This is a genomic window from Kitasatospora sp. NPDC048239, assembly GCF_043202015.1.
Taxonomy (GTDB): Bacteria; Actinomycetota; Actinomycetes; order Streptomycetales; family Streptomycetaceae; genus Kitasatospora.
In genome coordinates this window covers 476935-497298 of the sequence record NZ_JBICZP010000005.1, presented here as the reverse complement: position 1 = coordinate 497298, position 20364 = coordinate 476935, and the positions used below count along the sequence as shown (strand labels likewise).

Below are 20364 nucleotides of genomic sequence, written 5' to 3'. Positions count from 1 at the left end.
GACACAAGGTGGTCCACGATGAATGCCGCCCTCACCGACCAGCGGCCCGAGCGGCCGTCCGGACCGGCCCCGCTGTTCCGGCCGGTCACCCGACAGGCGTTACCGCAGGCCGTCCGGGAGTTCCTGGACTCCCCGGAGCCGCTGGCCGTACCGGTCCCGACCGAGGACCGCGCCGACCTGGAGAGGAGCGTCGAGCTCGCCGGCCGGCTGTACGGCGGCCTGCGACGGCCCAGCCCGCTGGACGTCGGAATCCTCCTCGGCGAGGCAGACCTGCCCGAAGGACTCGCCGAGCTGGCCCGCCCGCTCGCCCGTACCTGGGTGGGCGAGGAGGAGCTGACGGACGTTGCGGCGTTCCAGGCCCGGCACAGCGGTTCGCTGCTGGTCGTCGGCTGCTACGACCGGCTCACCCTCGACCCCGTCCGAGCCCTGCTGATGGCGACCTACCGCGGCCCGCGCCACGGACTCACCCTGCTGAGCGGCCGGGACGGCGCCTCGGTCGTCTGGAACGTCGCCAAGCAGTACGCGGAGCCCGCCCTCGACATCGACGCACTGGGCCTCTTCACCGACACCGACCGGCCGCCCCGGCTGCCCGGCGTCCAGGTCTTCGACGACCGCGACTTCGAGCGTTCGGACATCCAGGCGGAGATCCTGGGCACCCGCTGGCGGCGGGTGGCCTTCCAGGGCCACGGCAAGGACGACAGCGTCAACCTCGGCGAGTTCACCATCTGCGGCCTCAACGGCTCGGTCCCGGCCAGCCCCGGGCTGCTCGGCCCGCGGTGCGCGTACGGACTGCCCTGCTACAAGCCGGAGGACAAGCTCGTCCCCCTCAACCGGGTGGAGGCCGTGGAGCTGGTGCTCAGCGCGTGCAACAGCGGCCCGCTCGCGGACCTCGCCCTGTACGACCCGAAGTACCAGCTGCTGCTGAACGCGCTCGACGGTCCGGCCCGCACGGTGGTCTCGGCCGTGTCGGTGCACGACTCCGACCGGCCGGAGAACGTCGCCTGGATGCACGGCGCACTCACCGGCGCCGACTCCGTCGACACCCTCAACGCCAGTCTGGCGGGCTCGCACCCCTACCCGGCGTTCATGCGCTTCGGACTGCCGGGGACACCGGAGGACACGCCCGCCCCGCCGGCCCCGACGGACCACCGCCCCGACCCGCTGCTGCTCACCGTGGGCGGCCGGCTCACCGCCTACCTCGCCTCGGGCCTGCTCCCGCACAACCACCCGCTGCGGCCCCGGCTGACCAAACTGGCCCGGAAGGTCGACCTCTGGGTGGCCAGGCCCACCCATCTCGCCGACCAGTCGCCCGAGCAGATCGACGCCTCGCTCACGGCGGACCTGCAGTCCCTCGACCACGTGATCACCGAGCAGGTCGCGGCCAACCCCGAGACCGAGCTCATGAACTACCCGGCGCACTTCGGCGACCGCAGCAGCCTGGACCGGCAGGTCCGCGAGGTCACCTGCCACTGCGGGCGCCCCGCACAGGAGTTCACCCGGCGGGGCCTGCTCCCGCACGTCCTGGACACCACCTGCGCCGTCTGCATGCGGTGCGGCGATGTCACCTTCCGGATCCCCGACGCCCCCGCCCTGCTCGCCCACGCGCCGGACGAGGTCGAGCAGGGCGGGGTGCTGGAGGTCCGGGCCACGGTCACCCCCGCCAGGCCCGGCCCCGTCCGGCTGGGCCTCTTCGTCCCGAGCTACCTGCGCGAGGACACCACCGTGGAGCCGGCCACCACCCGGGTCCGGTTCACCGGCGGCCAGGCCGAGGACGTCGCCTTCCGGGTGCGGTTCGCCCCCGACACGGCGCCGCAGGCCTACTACTTCACGGTCTTCGCGGTCCAGGATCTCGCCGTCTCGACGGCCCGGCGCCACTTCGGGGTGGTCCCCCGACGCAGCTGACCCGGGCACCCCGCCTGACCCCCGACCACACCTACCGACCACACCCACCGCACCCACCGCACCGACCGCACCCGCACCCGCACCCGCACCCGCATCCGTAGGGAGAACCATGGAAAGCCAGAGCGTCGCGGAGCCGCGCACCACGCCCAAGGCCAGGGACAAGGCCACGGACAAGACCAAGGACAAGCCGGCGATCGAACTGATCGAGCAGAACGGCGAGGTGACCCTCAGCATCGGCGGCGAGCAGGCCATGCAGGCCTGGGAGCGGGACCTGATGTGGGCCAGCGCCGACATGCTCTGCGAGTACGGCCAGGACTTCTACGAGGTGGGGCTCGGGCTCGGCCTGTCCGCGCTGCGCATCGCCAACAACCCGGCGACCCGCAGCCACACCGTGCTGGAGCTCTTCGACGAGGTCGAGGACCTCTTCCGGGACCGGCACCCGCAGGTGCCCGACAACCTGACCGTCGAGCGCGGCGACTTCTTCAAACGGGTCTTCGAGCTGCCGTCCGAGAGCATCGACGGGATGTTCTTCGACCCGGCCCTCGACATGGAGGTCTGGACGGACGCCGAGCTGTGGGCCAGGACCATGCCGGAGGTCGTCCGGGTGCTGCGGCCCGGCGGCGTGTTCATCCCGTTCTTCAGCACCAAGCCGGAGCTGCGCTGGCAGTACCTCCAGCACTTCCGCCAGATCCGGGTCGAGCGTCACCGGTTCGTCGCGTACGACACCACCGAGTACACCCACGGCGGCACCACCGGCGACGCCTTCATCCAGTGCTTCCTCAAGGACTGACCCGGCACGCCGCCCTCAGCCCATGACCGCCCGCCGGTCGGCTCACCCGACACCGATCGCCCGACACCGATCGCCCGACGCCGATCGCCCGACGCCGCTCACCCGACACCGCTCACCGGCGCTGCTCCGGAGGTATCCCCATGGCCATCACGCTGCCCCATGACTCCCGCGACTTCCATGACTCCCGTGACTCGCGCGACTCCTACGACTCCCGCGACTCGCGCCCTGACCTGGGCATTCGCTCGGTGTTCCTCGCCGGCCCGTTCATCCAGCTCCTGGACCCGGAGACCGGGGAGATGCCGGATGACGCCCGGGCCCCGTTCGACGTCCTGATCAAGCACTTCGAGGCGCAGGGCCTCTCCGTGCACAACGCCCACCGCCGCGAGGCGTGGGGAGCGGAGCTGATGCGGCCGGAACAGTGCACCCGGCTCGACCAGGACGAGATCCGCAAGGCCGACGTCTTCGTCGCCCTGCCTGGTTATCCGGCCTCCCCGGGGACCCACATCGAGATCGGCTGGGCCAGCGCCTTCGACAAGCCGATCGTCCTGCTGCTGGAACGCGGCAGGGAGTACACCTTCCTGGTCCAGGGCCTGCACACGGTGGCGTCGGTGGAGTGCGTGGTCCACACCGACATCGCCGCCTGTCTGCCGGCCGTCGACCGGGCGGTGGACCTGGCGGTGCTGCGGCAGCGGGAGGGCGCCGGCCGTCGGTGAGCGGCCCGACCGCCGGTGAGCCGTGAGCGCCCGGGCTCCGGCCGCACCGGGGCCCGGCCGCCTGCCCACAGCCCCTCCACCCACCCCCGAGGACCACGAATGAGCAGGTCCGCCCGACTCCTGGCAGCCCTCCTCACCTGCTTCGCGCTGGTCGCCACCGCCACGGGCGCCGCTCCGGCAGGGCACGATCGGCGCGCCGAGCCGGCCCGGACGCCGGACGCGGCCGCCTACACGGTCGAGCTGACCAGCGGGTCCTCGGGAGACCACGCGGGAGGCAACGCGGGAAGTAACGCGGGCGCCGACTGGTCCGGGCACGAACGCGTGAGCTTCGGGAACGTCTCGGCGGAGCCGCTCCACGAGGTCTACCTGCGGCTGTGGGGCAACGCCCACGGAGGCTGCTCGGCGCCGTCCGTCACCGTGACGCACCTGGTCGGCGCCACCGAGGACGGCCTCTCGGTCGGGTGCACCGCGCTGCGGATCGCCCTTCCGGCCCCGCTCGGCCCCGGCGGACGCCACACCATCGGCTTCGACCTCATCATCCGGGCCCCCGAACGCGCGGACGGCGCCGACCGGTTCGGGCGGCACGGGGCGTACAGCCACTTCGGCAACGCCCTGCCGGTGCTCGCGGTGCGGGACGCCGTCGGCTGGCACCTCGACCCGTTCACCGACACCGGGGAGTCCTTCTACAGCCTGGCCGCCGACTTCACCGTCGTGCTCGACCATCCGTCCGCCCTGGGGGTACCCGCCACCGGAAGCTCCTCCGACGCCCCGGGCTCCGCCGGACGGACCGTCACCACGGCGACCGCCCGACACGTACGCGACTTCGCCTGGGCCGCAGGGCCGTTCGACCCCGTCTCCGGAGTCTCCGCCGACGGGGTCAAGGTCAACGTCCACTCGACGGCCGGCGTCGCGGCGGCGGACGCGCGGTCGATACTGGCCACCGCCGAGTCCGCGCTGGACGCGCACAGCCGCGCGCTCGGCGCGTACCCGTACCCGGAGCTGGACGTCGTCCTGGACAACGACCTCTGGTTCAGCGGCATGGAGTACCCGGGCTTCGTCCTGGACCGGGTGAAGACCACCGCGCTCGTCCACGAGGTCGCTCACCAGTGGTGGTACGGCATCGTCGGCGACGACCAGTACCACCAGCCCTGGCTGGACGAGTCGTTCGCCGAGTACGCCACCGACCTCGCCCTCGGCCGGGACGGGGCGGGCTGCTGGAGCACCGTCGCATGGTCGTCGCCCCGGGAACGGATCACCAACGGCATGGCGTACTGGGACGGGAACCCGGCACGGTACGAGGACGTCGTCTACGACTACGGCGCATGCGCGCTGCACGACCTGCGGCGGCTGATCGGCGCCGAGGCGATGGCCCGGCTGCTCCGCGGCTACACCCGCGAACACTGGTACCGCGTGAGCAGCACCCCCGCCTTCAAGGCCGCCGCACAGAGCGCCACCGCGGAGGACCTGACTCCGTTCTGGGCCACCCACCGGATCGACGGCTGACCGGTCGCCGTCGGGTGGCGCCGGAACCGCCTCCGGGCGTCCGCTTCAGAATGTTTTCGACCGTTTCACACCCGGCCCACGACGTCGACACCTCGTCAGCTCCGGCGCCCCGAAAGCCTCCCCGGACCTCCCCAGGTCTCTTTGGACACCCGGCCACCCCGATATCGGCGGCGACCACGTGCCCGCATGCCGCAGACTCGGACTGAGCACGTTTCAGAGTGGAGGATGGTTTTCATGGTTGACCGACCCTTGACGATGATGGCGGTACACGCCCACCCCGACGACGAGGCCACCGGAACGGGGGGTGTCCTCGCGCGCTACGCGGCGGAGGGCGTTCGCACGGTCCTCGTCACGTGTACCGACGGCGGTTGCGGTGACGGACCGGGGGGTGTCAAGCCCGGCGAGCCCGGGCACGATCCGGCGGCCGTCGCGGCGATGCGGCGTCAGGAGCTGGAGGCGAGCTGCGAGGTGCTGAACGTCGGCCACCTGGAGATGTTGGAGTACGCCGACTCCGGAATGATGGGCTGGGCGACCAACGACGCGCCCGGATCCTTCTGGCGGACGCCCGTCGAGGAGGGCGCCACCCGCCTCGCCGAGCTGTTCCGGCGCTACCAGCCCGATGTGGTCGTGACGTACGACGAGAACGGCTTCTACGGCCACCCCGACCACATCCAGGCGAACCGCATCACGATGGCGGCCCTGGAGATGGCCGGGATCACGCCGAAGGTGTACTGGACCACCGCGCCGCGCTCGATGATGAAGCGGTTCGGCGAGGTCCTGCGCGAGTCCGGCGCGGACTGGCAGGAGCCGAGCCCGGAGGAGGCCGCCGCGATGGCCGAGATAGGGCTCCCCGACGAGGAGATCACCACCTGGGTGGACACCACCGAGTTCGGCGGTCAGAAGTTCGACGCGCTGGCCGCGCACGCCAGCCAGGGCGAGAACATCTTCTTCCTGAAGATGGGCAAGGAGAGGTTCACCGAGCTGATGGGCGTGGAGACCTTCCTGCGGGTCCAGGACACCACCGGCGCGGCCGTGCCCGAGAACGACCTCTTCGCCGGACTGCGCTGATCCCCGACGCGGCCCGGGCCGTCGCCGTGACCGGACCTGGATGACCAGGTCCGGTCACGCCGACGGCGTACGACCGGGGTTCAGGCCAGGCAGCCGACATGGGCGAGCGCCCGCTTGAGCAGGGCCCCCTGCCCGCCGGGCATGTCCTGCTGCACCAGCGGCGACGCGGCCTCCTCCGGGCTGAACCAGACGAGGTCGAGCGCATCCTGGCGCGGCCTGCAGTCGCCGGCCACCGGGATGATGTAGGCCAGGGACACCGCGTGCTGCCGAGGGTCGTGGAACTCGGTGATGCCCAGGGTCGGGAAGTACTCGGCGACGGTGAACGGCTGCAGCGAGGCCGGGATCCGCGGCAGCGCCACCGGGCCGAGGTCCTTCTCCAGGTGCCTCAGCAGCGCGTCGCGGATCCGCTCGTGGTACAGCACCCGGCCGGAGACCAGCGTGCGGCTGACCGTCCCGTCCGGCCCGATCCGCAGCAGGAGCCCGATCTGGGTGACCTCGCCCGCGGCGTCGACGCGCACCGGGACGGCCTCGACGTACAGGATCGGTATCCGGGCCCTCGTGGTCTCAAGTTCCTCGGGGGCGAGCCAGCCTGGCTTGGTTTCCGTCATGTCAGACATTGGCTGATCGTACGTTCCCCCGCTCCCCGCTGTCCGACGCCCTGCGCGACGGCCTGCCCGACGCCCTGCGCCACCGCCTGCCCGACGGCCCGGCTCACCCGAGCCGTGCATCGAACCGCAGAGCCTCGACCAGCTCGCCGACGCGCTGCTCCGGCAGGCCCCGGGACACGAACCAGGCTCCGACGTTGCGCACATCCCGTTCCAGGAACGAACTCCCGCGCGGATTGGCGACGATGTCCACGATCTGCGGCACATCGATGATCACCAACCGCCCGTCGTGGACCAGGATGTTGTACGCGGACAGGTCCCCGTGGGCATAACCGTCACCGGCCAGCACCGACAGACTGCGGCCGAGTTGGTCCCACAGATCCTCGACGTCCGCCTCCTCGGCGCGCAGCTGCGCGAGCCGCGGTGCGGCGGTGCCGTTCTCGTCGCCGACGAACTCCATCAGGATCTCGGTGCCCGTGATCTGCACCGGGTACGGGACGGCGACGCCGGCCGACCAGAGTCGGCACAGGGCCGTGAACTCGGCTGCGGCCCACTGTCCGGCGATGGCCTCCTTGCCGAACGCGGTGCGCTTGGCCATCGCCCTGGCGACCCGCGACTCCTTGTGGCGGCGGCCCTCCAGGTAGCCGGAGTCGCGGTGGAACATCCGGTGCTGGGCGTCGCGGTAGCGCTTGGCCGCCATCAGCGTGCGCCGACCGGTACCGGGCACTCCGCGTTCCAGCAGGAAGACGTCGGCCTCCTTGCCGGTCTTCACCAGGCCGAGTTCGGTGTCGACGGCCGCGAGCTCGGTCACCACCCAGGCAGGGCGCGGCTCGGGCCCCTTCTCGGTGGGCGTGGACTGGTCCCAGGTCGACCAGCGGTCGCCCTCGGCCGGGCCGTCGGCGACCGGAACCGACTCATCTGCGGCGTGCCGCTCGTCGTGGGTGTCGTAGTCGAAGCTGCCGGCGTTGCCGGCCTCGTCAGTGTTGTCGGTGTAGTCCGCGCTGTCATAGCCGTCGAAGCCGGCGAACCCGGACCCGAAGGCATCGCGGTACACGAGCTCGGGCTCGTGGTCGTCGAACCGCTCGGACCGGCGGCCGCGACGAGGGGCGCCCTTGGGACGGACGCGGGAAAAGGAATCGCTGTCGGAAAAGCGCTCACGCACTGTGGTGGCTCCTGGGGAACAGCCCACCGTGCGCCGGTTACAAGGCGTCGTCAGCCGGTGGGCGAAAGACGAGAGGAAGAGGCGTATGGCGCGCACACGAGAGCGCGCCGCGAGACGGCGGCAACCACCGGTACACACCTCCTCTGCTTCTCCACGTCGGTCCTCACGCCACAGCACGGAACGCAGCGGCACGGCCACGGCTGCACCGCGGCGAGAACGATGGAAGTCTAGCCACTCCCAAGATCAACGCAACCGAATTTCCAGCCGCCCCCTCCCGACCGGGACGGACGCCCTTCGCAGGCCTCCCTGGTACGGCCGAGGAGCAGCGCACACCATCGGCCGAGGAACGGGGCAGGGGCCGGCGCTCAGCCGATCGGCTGAGCGCCACCCGCCACCCTCCGGCCGACGGCGCGGCGGGTTGCCGTCGTCCACCGGAGGACGGACATTCATGGTGGTGCCGTCGGCGGAGTCTCCGCCTCGGGAGGTCGTCCACCGGCAGAGGTCGGCAGACGTCGGCATCGTGTCCGGACGGCGTGGAGGTGGGTGTAGCGATGAGCAAGGTGCAGGAGTCGATCGACGTGGACGTTCCGGTCCGCGTCGTCTATGACCAGTGGACGAGCTTCGAGCGCTTCCCGGAGTTCATGGAGGGCGTGGAGGAGGTCAGGCAGCTGGACGACCTGCACGCCCACTGGAAGACGAAGATCGCCGGCCTGTCCCGTGAGTTCGAGACCGAGTTCACCGAACGGATCCCCGACGAACGCGTCTCCTGGCGCACCACCACCGAGGACGTGAAGCACACCGGCATGGTCTCCCTGGAGCCGATCGATGCGACCCACACGCGCGTCAGTATGACCATGGACTTCCAGCCCACCGGCTTCGCCGAGAAGGCCGCCGACAAGCTGGGTGTGCTCGAACGAATGGTGAGAGGTGACCTGCGCCGCTTCAAGCACTTCGTCGAGGAGCACGGCGTCGACCCCGGCACCCGGGGCGACGGCCCGGGCACCGGCGCGTAGGGGGAGCGCCTGCGCGTAAGCGGGCAGCGGGCAGCGGGCAGCGGGCAGCGGGCAGCGGAGCGTAAGGGGCGCCGGAGGGCTGGGCGGTGAGCCCTGCCGCTGACACACGCGGTGTCAGTGGCAGGGCCTAGTTTGGGTCATGTCGCCGGGCACCGCCCGGCACGCCCGCACCCGCCGCCCGAAAGGGGCCCCGCCATGCCGATTGCCGTCGAAGAGCAGGTCACGTACCTGGAGCTCTCCGAGGATGCGGGCAGCGCCCACAAGTTCTACGAGGTGAAGGTCTCCGGCCTGGCCGTGACCATCCGTTACGGCCGGATCGGGGAGCCGGGCCAGGCGCGCACGACCTCGTACCCGACGCCGGAGAAGGCGGCCTCGGCCGCGGCGAAGAAGCTGGGCGAGAAGGTCCGCAAGGGCTACGCCCCGGCGGTGGCCGGGGTCCGGCAGCCGCGCGCGGTGACCCGCCGGGCGATCGTCAGCAGCGGCTCGACCGCCCGCCAGGCCCCGGTGCTGTGGCGGTTCCGCTCCGGCGCGGCGGCGTTCGGGATCTTCGTCGGCGAGGAGCACGCCTGGGTGGGCAACGAGCGCGGGGACGTCTACACGCTCACCCACGACGGCCAGGTCACCGGCCGCTACGGGCTGCCCGACGGTGTGAAGTGCATCGTCGCCGACGACTGGTGGATCTACGCGGGCTGCGACGACGGCAAGGTCTACGACCTGGGCGGGAAGGTGCCCCGGGTGGCGTACGAGATCGCCGAGGACGTCGACATCTACTGGCTGGACATCCACGACGGCGTGCTCGGGGTGGCCGACGCGCGCGGCGGCATCACCACGGTCGACCACGAGGACGAGTTCCAGTGGCGGCGCAGCGCCACCGGGACAGACGGCTGGATGGTCCGCTGCGACACCGACGCCGTCTACCACGGCCACTCGAAGGGCGTCGCCCGCTACAACGCGCGCGGCGGCGAGCCGGTCTGGCAGGTGCCGACCACCGGCTCGGTGCTCTTCGGCTGGCAGGAGCGTGACGAGGTGTTCGCCGGCACCTCGCGCGGCTGGGTGCACCGCCTGCGCAAGTCGGACGGCTCCGAGGCCGCCAGTTACCGCTGTGACGCGTCGGTGTTCTCCTGCGCGTCCTCGCCCGACGGCCGGTACGTCTTCGCCGGCGACAACCACTCGTCGGTGTACTGCTTCGCGGCGGACGGCACCCGGCTGTGGAAGCTCGGCACGGGCTGCGGCTCGGCGTACAGCATGCAGTACCGCGACGGCCGACTCTACATCGTGACCACGGACGGGTCGCTGGCCTGCCTCGACGCGAGCGAGCAGGCGGTCCTGGCGGCGGAGCAGGGGCAGCTGCCGCAGGCCGCCGAGGTGGACGGGAAGGGCTGGACGGCGGCGGTGGCGGGCGCCGAGGTGGAGACGGTGGCCGCCGGGTCGGCGGGCGCGACCGGGATCGAGGTCGAGTGCGTGCAGGACGGCAGCCGGCTGCGGGTGCGGGTCGTGGCGCCCGGCTTCGACCCCGAGCGCCGGGTGCAGTTCCCGAAGGACATCCGGGTGGCGGGCGCCCGCTACCTGGTCGCGGAGGTCCGGGAGTCCGGCGACGGCGGCTTCTACCGGGCCCGCGGCGACATCAAGCGCCTGCTGTAGCGGCGGGCGTGGGCTGAAGTCGGGCGGCCTGAGCGTTGCCGACCCACTCCCCCGCCGACGGGCGAATCCGCCAGTACCGCGACCTGACCTCCGGCGAGTGGGCCCACCGCGGGATGCCTCACAGAGTCGCTCTCCGTCGATTTCCATGACGACGGCCGAGACTGCGCCGCCGACCCGGTGGAGCTCCCCCGGGGGCTTCCACTGGCGTCGTGATGAGAAGTGACGGACTGGATCCACGGGCCGGTGGGCGGAAGGGAGTTCGATGGCGCTCATCTATTGATAGGAAACTTTACTTTCTACTACTCTGTCCGCTGGCGGCTCGGCGCGGCGCCCGGTTCTGATGGGGCGTGACGCGCTCAGTGAGAGCTCTGACCCGGCCGCCGCGGTGGTGCGGTCACCGCTTGTCCGGTGGGTTCACGTTTGGCGTGCGCCGGTGTCCAGCTCTCGCCATTCTCAAGGTCAGGGAGTCCAGGGATGCGTCTGGGAGTCTCAGCAAGGCCTGTTCGTGTCGGAGTGTTCGCCGCTGTGCTCGCGTTGCTCGGCGGCCTGTTGCTCGGGTGGCCCGGGCAGGCGGGGGCGGCGGTCGATCCGCTGATCTCGCAGGGGAAGGCCGCGACGGCCTCGTCCACGGAGGGGTCGTCGTACGCGGCGGGGAAGGCGTTCGACGGAAGCACCACCACGCGGTGGGCGAGTGCCGAGGGGAAGGATCCGCAGTGGCTGCGGGTGGACCTCGGGACGAACGCCACCATCTCGCGGGTGAAGCTCAGTTGGGAGGCCGCGTACGCGAAGGCGTACCGGCTGGAGGTGTCCGCGGACGGGGTGACCTGGACGGCGGTGGCGGAGGAGAAGGCCGGGAACGGCGGGACGGACGACTGGGCGGGGCTGGCCGGCAAGGGCCGCTACGTCCGGATGTACGGGACGGCCCGCGGGACGTCCTACGGGTATTCGCTGTTCGAGATGGAGGTGTACGGGGTCCTGGACGGCGGCCCGCCGCCGGGCGGGGCGTTCACCGTGGTGGCGGCGGGTGACATCGCCGCCCAGTGCACCGCCTCCGACAGCGGCTGCGCGCACCCGAAGACCGCCGCGCTGGCCCAGCAGATCAACCCGAAGTTCTACCTGACGATGGGTGACAACCAGTACGACGACGCCCGGCTGGCGGACTTCCGGAACTACTACGACAAGACCTGGGGTGCGTTCAAGGCGAAGACCCATCCGGTGCCGGGCAACCACGAGACCTACGACCCGGCCGGGTCGCTCGCCGGGTACAAGTCGTACTTCGGCAGCATCGCCTACCCGCAGGGCAAGAGCTGGTACAGCTTCGACGAGGGCAACTGGCACTTCGTCGCGCTGGACTCCAACGCCTTCGACCAGAGTGCCCAGATCGACTGGCTGAAGGCCGATCTGGCGGCCAACGCGAAGAAGTGCGTCGCCGCCTACTGGCACCACCCGCTGTACTCCTCGGGCGGGCACGGCAACGACCCGGTCTCCCGGCCGGTGTGGAAGATCCTCTACGGCGCCAAGGCCGACCTGGTGCTGAACGGGCACGACCACCACTACGAGCGGTTCGCCCCGCAGGACTCGGACGGGAAGGCCACCGCGGACGGGATCGTCGAGATCGTCGGCGGGATGGGTGGCGCCGAGCCCTACCCGATCGAGCAGGTCCAGCCGAACAGCCAGAAGCGGATCAGCGGTGACTACGGCGTGCTGAAGCTGGACTTCACCGACTCCGGGTACGGCTGGACCTACGTCGGAACGGACGGCCAGGTCAAGGACACCAGCCCGAAGTACAGCTGCCACTGATGATGTACCTGGCCACCACCGGCCGCCGTCCGGACGCGGCGCCCCCCCCCCCCCGGCCCGGGGGGGGCGGCCCCCGCCCCGGCCACCCGCCCGGCCCGGGGCCCCCGGGCCCCCCCCGCGCCCCCGCGGTGGGGGGCCCCGGGCGGGCCGCTCACCCCCCCCCCCCCCCCCGCCCCCCCCCCGGCGGGCGCCCCCCCCCCCCCCCCGGCCGGGGGGCGGCCCCCCCCCCCCCCCCCCCCGGGGGGGGGGCGCCGCGTCCCCGGCACGGTCATCGCGCTCGGCGCGGTCAGCCTGGTCACCGACGTCTCCTCGGAGATGGTCACCGCCGTGCTGCCGCTCTACCTGGTGCTGGGGCTCGGCCTCTCACCACTCCAGTTCGGTTTCCTCGACGGCCTGTTCAACGGCGCCACGGCGCTGGTCCGGCTGCTCGGCGGCCGGCTCGCCGACCGGGGCGGCGGCCGGCACCGGACGGTCGCCGGGGTCGGCTACCTGCTCTCGGCGCTCTCCCGGCTCGGGCTGCTGCTGGCCGGCGGGGCGGCCGGCGGGATCGCCGCCGCGCTGGCCGCCGACCGGCTCGGCAAGGGGGTGCGGACGGCGCCGCGGGATGCCCTGATCACGCTCAGCGCACCGCCGGAGGCACTCGGCCGGGCGTTCGGCGTGCACCGGGCGATGGACACCACGGGGGCGCTGATCGGACCGCTGGTCGCGTTCGCGGTGCTGTGGGCGACGGCGGACGCCTACGACGCGGTGTTCGTGGTCAGCTTCGCCACCGGGCTGCTCGGCGTGCTGGTCCTGGTGCTGTTCGTCCCGGCCGGGGCGCCGGTGCAAGGCGGGGCGCCCGTGTCGGCCAAGACGGTGCCGGCCAAGACGCCCGTGTCGGCCAAGACGGTGCCGCCGCGGAGGAAGACCAAGGCCCTCGCCGACCCGGTGTTCCGGCGGGTGGTCACGGCCGCCGCGCTGCTGGGCGCCGCGACGATCGGCGACTCCTTCCTCTACCTGCTGCTCCAACGCGGCCTGGACCTGTCGCCCGCACTCTTCCCGCTGCTGCCGCTCGGCGCGGCCGCGTGCTACCTGCTGCTGGCCGTACCGGTGGGCCGGATCGCGGACCGGACCGGACGGCGCATCCCGTTCCTCTGCGGGCACGGTGCGCTGCTCGCGGCCTACCTCACCCTGGCGGCTCCGACGGGGTGGCCGAGCGCCGTGCTCACCCTGGTGCTGCTGGGAGTCTTCTACGCCGCCACGGACGGCGTGCTGATGGCGCTCGCCGGACCGGTGCTGCCGCCGGACGGCCGGGCCGGCGGGCTCGCCGTGCTGCAGACCGGCCAGGCACTGGCCCGGCTGGTCGGAGCGGCCGGGTTCGGTGCGGCCTGGACGTGCTGGGGTCCGCGCCCGGCCCTGGCGGCGGCCGCACTCGCGCTGGCCGCCGCACTCGCCGCCGCATGGCGGATCCTGCCGGGACGGGAGGTCTCATGAAGGTGCGTTCGACGGTGCTGGTCATCGCCGTCCTGGTCCTGCTGGGCGGTTCGCTCGGGTACGTGCTGCACGCCAGGCAGCGCGGCGGCCAGCACCAACTCGTCGCAGCGGAGAGCTCGTTCACCCTGAACGCGCCCGGACTCTACTACCGGGACACCGCCACCGGGCGGGTCGCCCGCAGCCAGGGGGCACCGGACGGGCCGTCCTGCGACCGGTTCTACGCGGCCGGCGAGCGGGCGCTGTGCCTGCGGGCCCTTCCCGGCATCCCGGCCCGTACCCAGGCGGTGGTCTACGACCGGCGGTTCACCGAGCTCCAGACGGTGACGGTACCCGGCATCCCGAACCGGGCCCGGGTGTCGGCCTCCGGGCAGCTGCTCTCCTGGACGACGTTCGCGGTGGGCGACTCGTACGCGGCCAGCGGCTTCTCCACCCGGACGTCGATCCTGGACCTGCGTACCGGCTACCTGGTCAAGTCGATCGAGTCGATCCCGCTGACCGTCGGCGACACCCGATACCACGCCGCCGACGTCAACTACTGGGGCGTCAACTTCGCCGCCGACGACAACCGCTTCTACGCCACCGTCTCGACCGGTGGCCAGACCCACCTGGTCGAGGGCGACCTCCGGGCGTGGTCGGCCCGGACACTGCGGGAGAACGTCGAGTGCCCCTCGCTCTCGCCGGACGGCACCCGGATCGCCTTCAAGAAGAAGGTCTCGGCCGACCCGGCCGCGCCCTGGCGGCTCTACGTCCTGGAGCTGGCCGGCCTGCGCGAGCACCCGCTGGCCGAGGCGCGCAGCGTGGACGACCAGGCGGCCTGGCTCGACGGGGAGACGGTCGGCTACGCGCTGCCCGGCCGGGACGGGAAGGGCAGCGACATCTGGACCGTCCCGGCGGACGGTGGCGGGGCGCCACAGCTGCTGGTACCCGGCGGCTCGTCGCCGGTGACCGTGCCGGCGGCGACGGGGACGACGGCGACGGCGACGGCGACGGCGACTGCGAGCTGACCCGACGGGTCGACGTCGCGCCGACCCGACGGCTCACGTCGCGCCACCCAGGCGAGGCGCCCCCGGCAACCGTCGGGGGCGTCGGCGTCTCCGGCTCAGCGGTGGAACGCCACCGCGACGACCAGCAGCAGCAGCGCGATCACGGCCAGCGGCAGGCAGCCGCAGCCGAGGCCGGCGTCCCGGCTGCGCCCGACCTCGACGTCGCCGCCGGGCGGGGTGCCGGGGTGCCACTTCGTGTAGTGGTCGATCTGCTGCCGCTCCCCCTCGGACCTGCCGAGCCACGGCGTCCTGAACCCGCACTCACCACACCAGTAGCGGAATGCCACGTCGTCTCCTCGTGTCCTGCCGTGCGACGGGTCCGTAAGAGCAGTGATTGTGGCGTTGGTCATGCTCAGCCGACAGGCCAAGCCACCGGCCATACCTGACCGGGCGTCACAGGTAGGCTCGCCGCCGAACCCTACCGGCGAGTAGAGAGGTACCTCGGTGGCAGAACAGCTCGGCATGCTGTTGCGCCGGCTGCGCGGTCAGGCGGGCCTGACGCAGGAGCAGGTGGCCGAACGGTCCGGAGTGAGCGTTCGCACGATTCGCCGACTGGAGAGCGGAAGATCCACCGACCACCGGCTGGGCACGGTGAACCTGCTGGCCGACGCCCTCGGCATCAGCCAGGAGGAGCGCCGGGGCCTGGCGCTCGCCCTCGCGACCTCGCGGGAGGGGACGGCCGACGAGCGCCCCGCCACCGCCGACGGGCACCTCGCAACGGCCGCCGCGCCACCCGTACCCGCCCTACCTGCCGAACTCGCCGCACCCGCCGTCCCCACCGTCCCCACCGTCCCCGCGGTGCCCGCCGTGCTGGCCGACGCCGCACAGGAGTTGGCGGCGGAGGTCAGGCGTCGCTGGCGGCGCGAGGAGGCGCAGCGCCGCGTCCACGATCCGTTTCCGCTGCCGGTCCGCTGGCGGCCCGCGCCCGCGGGCCTCACGGACCGTTCGGAGAACATCCAGCGGCTCGGGCCGGGTGCCGTGCCCCGCCCGCTGGACCTCAGCGGTGACCTGCGGAGCGTCGCGGAGGTCTACCGGCGGATCGGCTCCGGGCGGCTGGTGATCCTCGGGCAGGCCGGCTCCGGCAAGTCGATCCTCGCGATCAGGTTCCTCCTGGACCACCTGGAGGCGGCCCCGGCGGTCGCCGGCCGGGTGCCGGTCGTCCTCGGCCTCGGATCCTGGGACCCGACGACCACCGCGCTGCGGGACTGGCTGATCGGACGGCTGCTGCGCGACCACCCGCATCTGGCCCGCCGGGGCCCCCGTGGTTCGACGCTGGCCGCCGCGCTGGTCGACGCCGATCTGATCCTCCCGGTGCTCGACGGGTTCGACGAGATCGCGGAGGGTCTGCGGCGGGAGGCCCTCGACGTGCTCAACGCCAGCTCGCTGCCGCTCGTGCTCACCAGTCGGCGCGGCGAGTTCGCCGAGGCGGTACGGGAGGCGCACGCCCCGCTGCTGTGGGCCGCCGGCATCGAGCTCACCGATCTCACCCCGGACGACCTGGTCGACTACCTGCCACGGACCGCCCGCACGATCACCGGCGGCACCGGCGGCACCGGCGGCGAGTCCACAGGTGGCGGGTGGGAGGCCGTCCTCGAGGAGCTGCGGGCCGGGGAGACCCCGGCCGCGGTGAACCTCGCCACCGCGCTCACCACCCCGCTCGTGGTCATCCTGGCGCGCACCATCTACAGCGAGACGCCCGGCCGCGATCCCGCCGAACTGCTCGACACCGCCCGGTTCCCCACGGCGAGGGCCCTGGAGGAGCACCTGCTGTCGGGTTTCGTCCCCGCGGTCTACCGGCACCGCGCGCCCGAGCGGGACACCCCGGGCCACCAGCTCCGGTCGCCGGGCTGGGAGCCGGAGCGGGCACAGCACTGGCTCGGCCATCTCGCCCACCACCTGGCGCGGTTCGAGCACGACAGGCAGGACCTCGCCTGGTGGCAGCTGGGCGATTCGCTGCCGCGCTCCACCCGCATCACGGCCGTGGTGGCGGCGACCTCCTTGAGCGTCGCCCTGTCCGACTGGCTCGCCTGCCTGCTCGTCAGCCCGCTGCTCGGCACCCCGCTGGGGATCGGCGAGATCCTCCTCCAGGGGAGCCTCGTGGGCCCGGTCGCCGGTCTCGCCTTCGGGTCCGTCTACGCGATCCTGCTCACGCTCGGCGGCGGGAGGGCGTTCGAGCCGGCCCGCGTACGGCTGCGGTTTCGGCTTCGGCTTCCCGGCACGCGCGGCAGCCTCGGCCGCCGGCCCGTCCGCACCTTCGTCACCCGGTTCGGGAACGGCCTGTTCGGAGGGTCCGTCATGGGGGTCGGGTACGCGTGCGCCCTCGCGCTGGAGCGCTCGCTCTACGCCGGGCCCCCGCTCACCGATGCGGACGTGATCGAGGGCACCCTGATCAACATGGTGTGCTTCGGGCTGACCTTCGGATCGGCCGCCGGGCTGGTCTTCGGCCTCTCGGCCGCGTTGGAGGCGCCCGTCGACGTGTCCTCCGCGGCGACCCCGGCCGGCCTGCTGTCCTCGAACCGCGCGACGGTCGGGCGGCAGTTCCTCGTCCTGGCACCCGCGCTCACCCTCGCCATCGCCTTCTGCGGACGCCTGGTGGTCGACCTGTTCCAGGACCTGCTGGGGCCGCTGAGCTGGGGGCTGGCGGACGGCCTCTTCATCGGCGCGGTCGGCGGGGTCGGCGGGACGGCCGCCTACCTCCTCGCCTTCACCGCGTGGGGGCAGTGGGTCCTGCTGTCCCACGTCCTGCTGCCGCTGACCGGCCGACTGCCCTGGCGGCCGGCGGCGTTCCTGGAGGACGCGTACGGCCGCGGGGTGCTTCGGCAGACCGGCGCGGTCTACCAGTTCCGGCACGTGCGGTTGCAGCACCACCTCGGCCACACGTTCCGTCATCGGCACACCGGCTTCGCCCCGGCCACCTTCCCGCCGGGGCCCTCGGCCCCGCCTGCTGGACCGCCCGCCGACCCCGCGCCGACCGGACCTGTTGCAGCGCCCTGACCACGGCAGCCCCCGCGGGCGGCAGGGCCGGCCGGTCATATGTGGCCGGTGCCGTGGCCTGTCCGGCGGGGCCGCCCGGCCAGCAACATCGGAGGGACCCGGTCGGCGCGGCGCCGGCGTGGCGGAGGTTCCCGAGGCCTCCGCGGCGCCCCCGGCAACCGCGGCACATCGCGGGCGCAGCGCGCCGCCGTGGACCACCCTCAGCCCAAGGAGTCCGATGAAGCCCCTACGTCTGATCGCCGCCGGTGCGGCGCTGACACTCGCCGCCCTGGCCGGCGCCGGCCCGGCGAGCGCCGACACCCCGACCGCCGCCGGCATCCTCCAGGCCGGCGCGCAGCAGGGCGTCGCCGACGGGTACCCCGGTGTGATCGGCCTGGTCCGCCAGGGCGACACCACCCAGTACGTGCACGCGGGCGTCGGCAACCTGTCCACCCGGGTGCCCGCCGACCCGACGGCGAAGTTCCGCATCGGCAGCAACACCAAGGCGTTCACCGCCACCGTGCTCCTCCAACTGGAGGGAGAGCAGCGCCTGTCGCTCGACGACAGCGTCGCCAGGTGGCTGCCCGGAGCCGTGAACGCGAACGGCTACGACGGCTCGCGGATCACCATCCGCCAGCTCCTCAACCACACCTCCGACCTGCCGGACTACGCCAAGGACGCGGGGTTCTCGCTGACCTACGCACTGAACGCCCGGCCCGACCAGGCCTGGCCGGCGCAGTCCCTGGTCGACCTCGGCCTCGCGCAGCGCAAGCCCACCGGCGCGCCGGGGCAGAAGTGGAGCTACTCCAACACCAACTACGTCCTGGCGGGCATGGTGATCAAGGCCGTCACCGGCAACGACACGGCCACCGAGGTCCAGCACCGCATCATCGAACCGCTCGGCCTGCACGACACCGGCTTCCCCACCGCCGACCCGTCGCTCTCCGGCAACCACCTGCACGGGTACGAGTACCCGGTGATCAGCATCGGCATCAGGGACGTCACCGCGTCGAACGTCCAGGCGTTCGGGCCCGCCGGGGCGATCGTGTCGACCCTCGACGACCTGACCGCCTTCTCCCGGGCCCTGGTGACCGGGCGGCTGCTGGCTCCCGCGCAGCAGGCCGAGCTCAAGACCACCGTCCCGGTGACGGCCGACGGCACGGTGGGCTACGGCCTGGGCATCCTCCACGTGCAGCTGCCGTGCGGACAGTGGGCCTGGAGCCACAACGGCGCCGTGCTGGGCTACTTCAGCGACTGGTACACCAGCGACGACGGCGCCAGGCAGGTCGCGCGCGCCAACAACGAGTTCCACATGCTGGCCGGGACGAAGGGTCAGCAGGACACCGGCAAGGCGACGGTCGACGCCTACTGCGCGCTGTAGCGCCTGCCCCTCCCCTCCCCGCCCCTGATCCCTCCCGCACCGTGCCCGCTCCCACCCGAGAGGACCGCTGATGACCTCGCTCCCGCCCTCCTGGCGCCGCCGTGTGAAGGCGACCGTCGCAGCCGCCGCGATGGCCGTCACCGCGCTGCTCACCGCCGCGCCCGCCCACGCGGACGACACCGCCCCGCCGCCCTTCACCGACGGGTTCGGCCTGACCCGGATCGGCGCCCCCGAGGTGCATTCGAGCACCGACTTCACGCTCACCGTGGCCACCGCCCAGCTGTCCGGCACCCACAGGATCCGCGTCCTCCTCCCCCGGGGCTACGCCGAGGACCCGGGCCGGCGGTGGCCGGTGGCCTACTTCCTGCACGGCGGGGCGGGCACCGTGGACGACGCCGCGGCCGCCCCCGCGCTGCACTCGGACTCGATGATCACCGTCGTCCCCGACGGCGGCCTCAAGGGCTGGTACGCCGACTGGCTGATGCAGAACACCGCCCTCGGCGCGGCCAACTGGCAGACCTTCCACACCCGGCAGGTCGTCCCCTTCATCGACGCGAACCTGCGCACCCTCGCCGACAGGTCCCACCGGGCCGTGGTCGGCCTGTCGATGGGCGGCTACGGCGCGCTGCACTACGCCGAGTTGCGCCCCGACCTGTTCGGCCACGTCGCCTCCCTGTCCGGCGGCATCGACCTCGGCATGGCGGAGATCCGCGGGACGGTCGTGGCCACGGAGCTCAACCTCCCGGGCGCGTGGTGCGCCGTGAGCACCTCCGGCACGGGTCAGTGCACCGGTTACGGGACGTACGTGGACAGCGACGCGATCTTCGGCTCGCCGTACCCGGTCTTCAACGCCGACCACGTCTGGAACGAGGTCAACCCCGCGGCGTCCGCCAACCTGGCCAAACTGTCCGGGACGGCGGTCACCCTCTACACCGGCGACCAGGGGCCGATCGACCACTTCACCGCGATCGCCACCCACACCGTCCAGACCCGTCTGGACAGGCTCGGGATCCCCACCCGCCTGGTCGACTACGGCAACGGGTCGAGCCTGTCGCCCACCTGCAACGGGGGGCACAACTACGGCTGCTGGGCCCCCGCGCTCGCCGACTACGTCCCCCGGCTCGCGGCCTCGTTCACCGCTGCGGGCTGAGCCCTCACCGGCCGGGGCGGTGGGGGGCGGGGGGGGGGGCCCCCGGGGGCCCCCCCCCCCCCCCCCCCCCGCCCGGCGCGCCCCCCCCCCCCCCCCCCCCCCCCCCCCCCCCCCCCCGGGGGGGGGGGGCCGCCAGCCGGGCGCAGG

Annotated in this window: 16 protein-coding genes; 13 read left to right on the top strand and 3 right to left on the bottom strand. The window is 72.8% G+C overall.

The window, feature by feature from the left end:
• Positions 1–18: 18 nt before the first annotated feature.
• The 5 genes from ACGFZP_RS16795 (at position 19) to ACGFZP_RS16775 (ending at position 5976) form a co-directional block, all read left to right on the top strand.
• Positions 19–1902, top strand: coding sequence for a hypothetical protein (locus ACGFZP_RS16795; protein ID WP_392933084.1), 1884 nt, complete (start codon positions 19–21; stop codon positions 1900–1902).
• A 109-nt stretch (positions 1903–2011) separates the two neighbouring features.
• Positions 2012–2692, top strand: a complete 681-nt coding sequence (locus ACGFZP_RS16790; RefSeq protein WP_392933081.1) for a class I SAM-dependent methyltransferase — start codon at positions 2012–2014, stop codon at positions 2690–2692.
• Positions 2693–2832: 140 nt separating this feature from the next.
• Positions 2833–3405: a nucleoside 2-deoxyribosyltransferase gene (locus ACGFZP_RS16785; protein WP_392933079.1), complete on the top strand. Its 573-nt coding sequence runs from the start codon at positions 2833–2835 to the stop codon at positions 3403–3405.
• A 99-nt stretch (positions 3406–3504) separates the two neighbouring features.
• Positions 3505–4908 carry a M1 family metallopeptidase gene (locus ACGFZP_RS16780; RefSeq protein ID WP_392933076.1) on the top strand — a complete coding sequence of 468 codons (1404 nt, stop codon included), beginning with the start codon at positions 3505–3507 and terminating at the stop codon, positions 4906–4908.
• Positions 4909–5142: 234 nt separating this feature from the next.
• Entirely contained in the window at positions 5143–5976 is an 834-nt protein-coding gene (locus ACGFZP_RS16775; RefSeq protein ID WP_392933073.1) for a PIG-L family deacetylase, read from the top strand.
• 80 nt (positions 5977–6056) lie between these two features.
• On the opposite strand, the gene ACGFZP_RS16770 is transcribed toward ACGFZP_RS16775, so the two are convergent.
• Both ACGFZP_RS16770 and ACGFZP_RS16765 read right to left on the bottom strand, forming a co-directional pair.
• Positions 6057–6584 carry an NUDIX hydrolase family protein gene (locus ACGFZP_RS16770; protein ID WP_387947587.1) on the bottom strand — a complete coding sequence of 176 codons (528 nt, stop codon included), beginning with the start codon at positions 6582–6584 and terminating at the stop codon, positions 6057–6059.
• Positions 6585–6687: 103 nt separating this feature from the next.
• Complete coding sequence (locus ACGFZP_RS16765; RefSeq protein WP_392933070.1) at positions 6688–7635, bottom strand: serine protein kinase RIO; 948 nt, start codon at positions 7633–7635, stop codon at positions 6688–6690.
• A gap of 659 nt (positions 7636–8294) precedes the next feature.
• Here ACGFZP_RS16765 and ACGFZP_RS16760 point away from each other — a divergent pair.
• The 5 genes from ACGFZP_RS16760 to ACGFZP_RS16740 all read left to right on the top strand — a co-directional run bounded on the left by ACGFZP_RS16760 (position 8295) and on the right by ACGFZP_RS16740 (position 14674).
• Positions 8295–8756 (top strand): SRPBCC family protein, encoded by a 462-nt coding sequence (locus ACGFZP_RS16760; RefSeq protein ID WP_392933067.1) that lies wholly within the window; start codon positions 8295–8297, stop codon positions 8754–8756.
• Between the two features lie 195 nt (positions 8757–8951).
• Positions 8952–10397 (top strand): WGR domain-containing protein, encoded by a 1446-nt coding sequence (locus tag ACGFZP_RS16755; RefSeq protein ID WP_392933065.1) that lies wholly within the window; start codon positions 8952–8954, stop codon positions 10395–10397.
• Between the two features lie 513 nt (positions 10398–10910).
• Positions 10911–12197 carry a discoidin domain-containing protein gene (locus ACGFZP_RS16750; RefSeq protein WP_392933062.1) on the top strand — a complete coding sequence of 429 codons (1287 nt, stop codon included), beginning with the start codon at positions 10911–10913 and terminating at the stop codon, positions 12195–12197.
• A 270-nt stretch (positions 12198–12467) separates the two neighbouring features.
• Positions 12468–13670 carry an MFS transporter gene (locus ACGFZP_RS16745; protein WP_392933497.1) on the top strand — a complete coding sequence of 401 codons (1203 nt, stop codon included), beginning with the start codon at positions 12468–12470 and terminating at the stop codon, positions 13668–13670.
• A complete protein-coding gene (locus ACGFZP_RS16740; protein WP_392933060.1) occupies positions 13667–14674 on the top strand; it encodes a TolB family protein in 1008 nt (335 codons plus the stop codon). Before ACGFZP_RS16745 ends, ACGFZP_RS16740 begins: the two co-directional genes overlap by 4 nt.
• A gap of 95 nt (positions 14675–14769) precedes the next feature.
• Here ACGFZP_RS16740 and ACGFZP_RS16735 read toward each other — a convergent pair whose 3' ends face one another.
• Positions 14770–15000: a hypothetical protein gene (locus tag ACGFZP_RS16735; RefSeq protein WP_392933058.1), complete on the bottom strand. Its 231-nt coding sequence runs from the start codon at positions 14998–15000 to the stop codon at positions 14770–14772.
• Between the two features lie 157 nt (positions 15001–15157).
• On the opposite strand from ACGFZP_RS16735, the gene ACGFZP_RS16730 reads away from it, so the two are divergent.
• The 3 genes from ACGFZP_RS16730 (at position 15158) to ACGFZP_RS16720 (ending at position 20217) form a co-directional block, all read left to right on the top strand.
• Positions 15158–17707 (top strand): helix-turn-helix domain-containing protein, encoded by a 2550-nt coding sequence (locus ACGFZP_RS16730; RefSeq protein WP_392933056.1) that lies wholly within the window; start codon positions 15158–15160, stop codon positions 17705–17707.
• Positions 17708–17924: 217 nt separating this feature from the next.
• Positions 17925–19067, top strand: a complete 1143-nt coding sequence (locus tag ACGFZP_RS16725; protein ID WP_392933054.1) for a serine hydrolase domain-containing protein — start codon at positions 17925–17927, stop codon at positions 19065–19067.
• A gap of 70 nt (positions 19068–19137) precedes the next feature.
• Positions 19138–20217 (top strand): alpha/beta hydrolase, encoded by a 1080-nt coding sequence (locus tag ACGFZP_RS16720; protein ID WP_392933051.1) that lies wholly within the window; start codon positions 19138–19140, stop codon positions 20215–20217.
• The last annotated feature ends 147 nt before the right edge of the window (positions 20218–20364 follow it).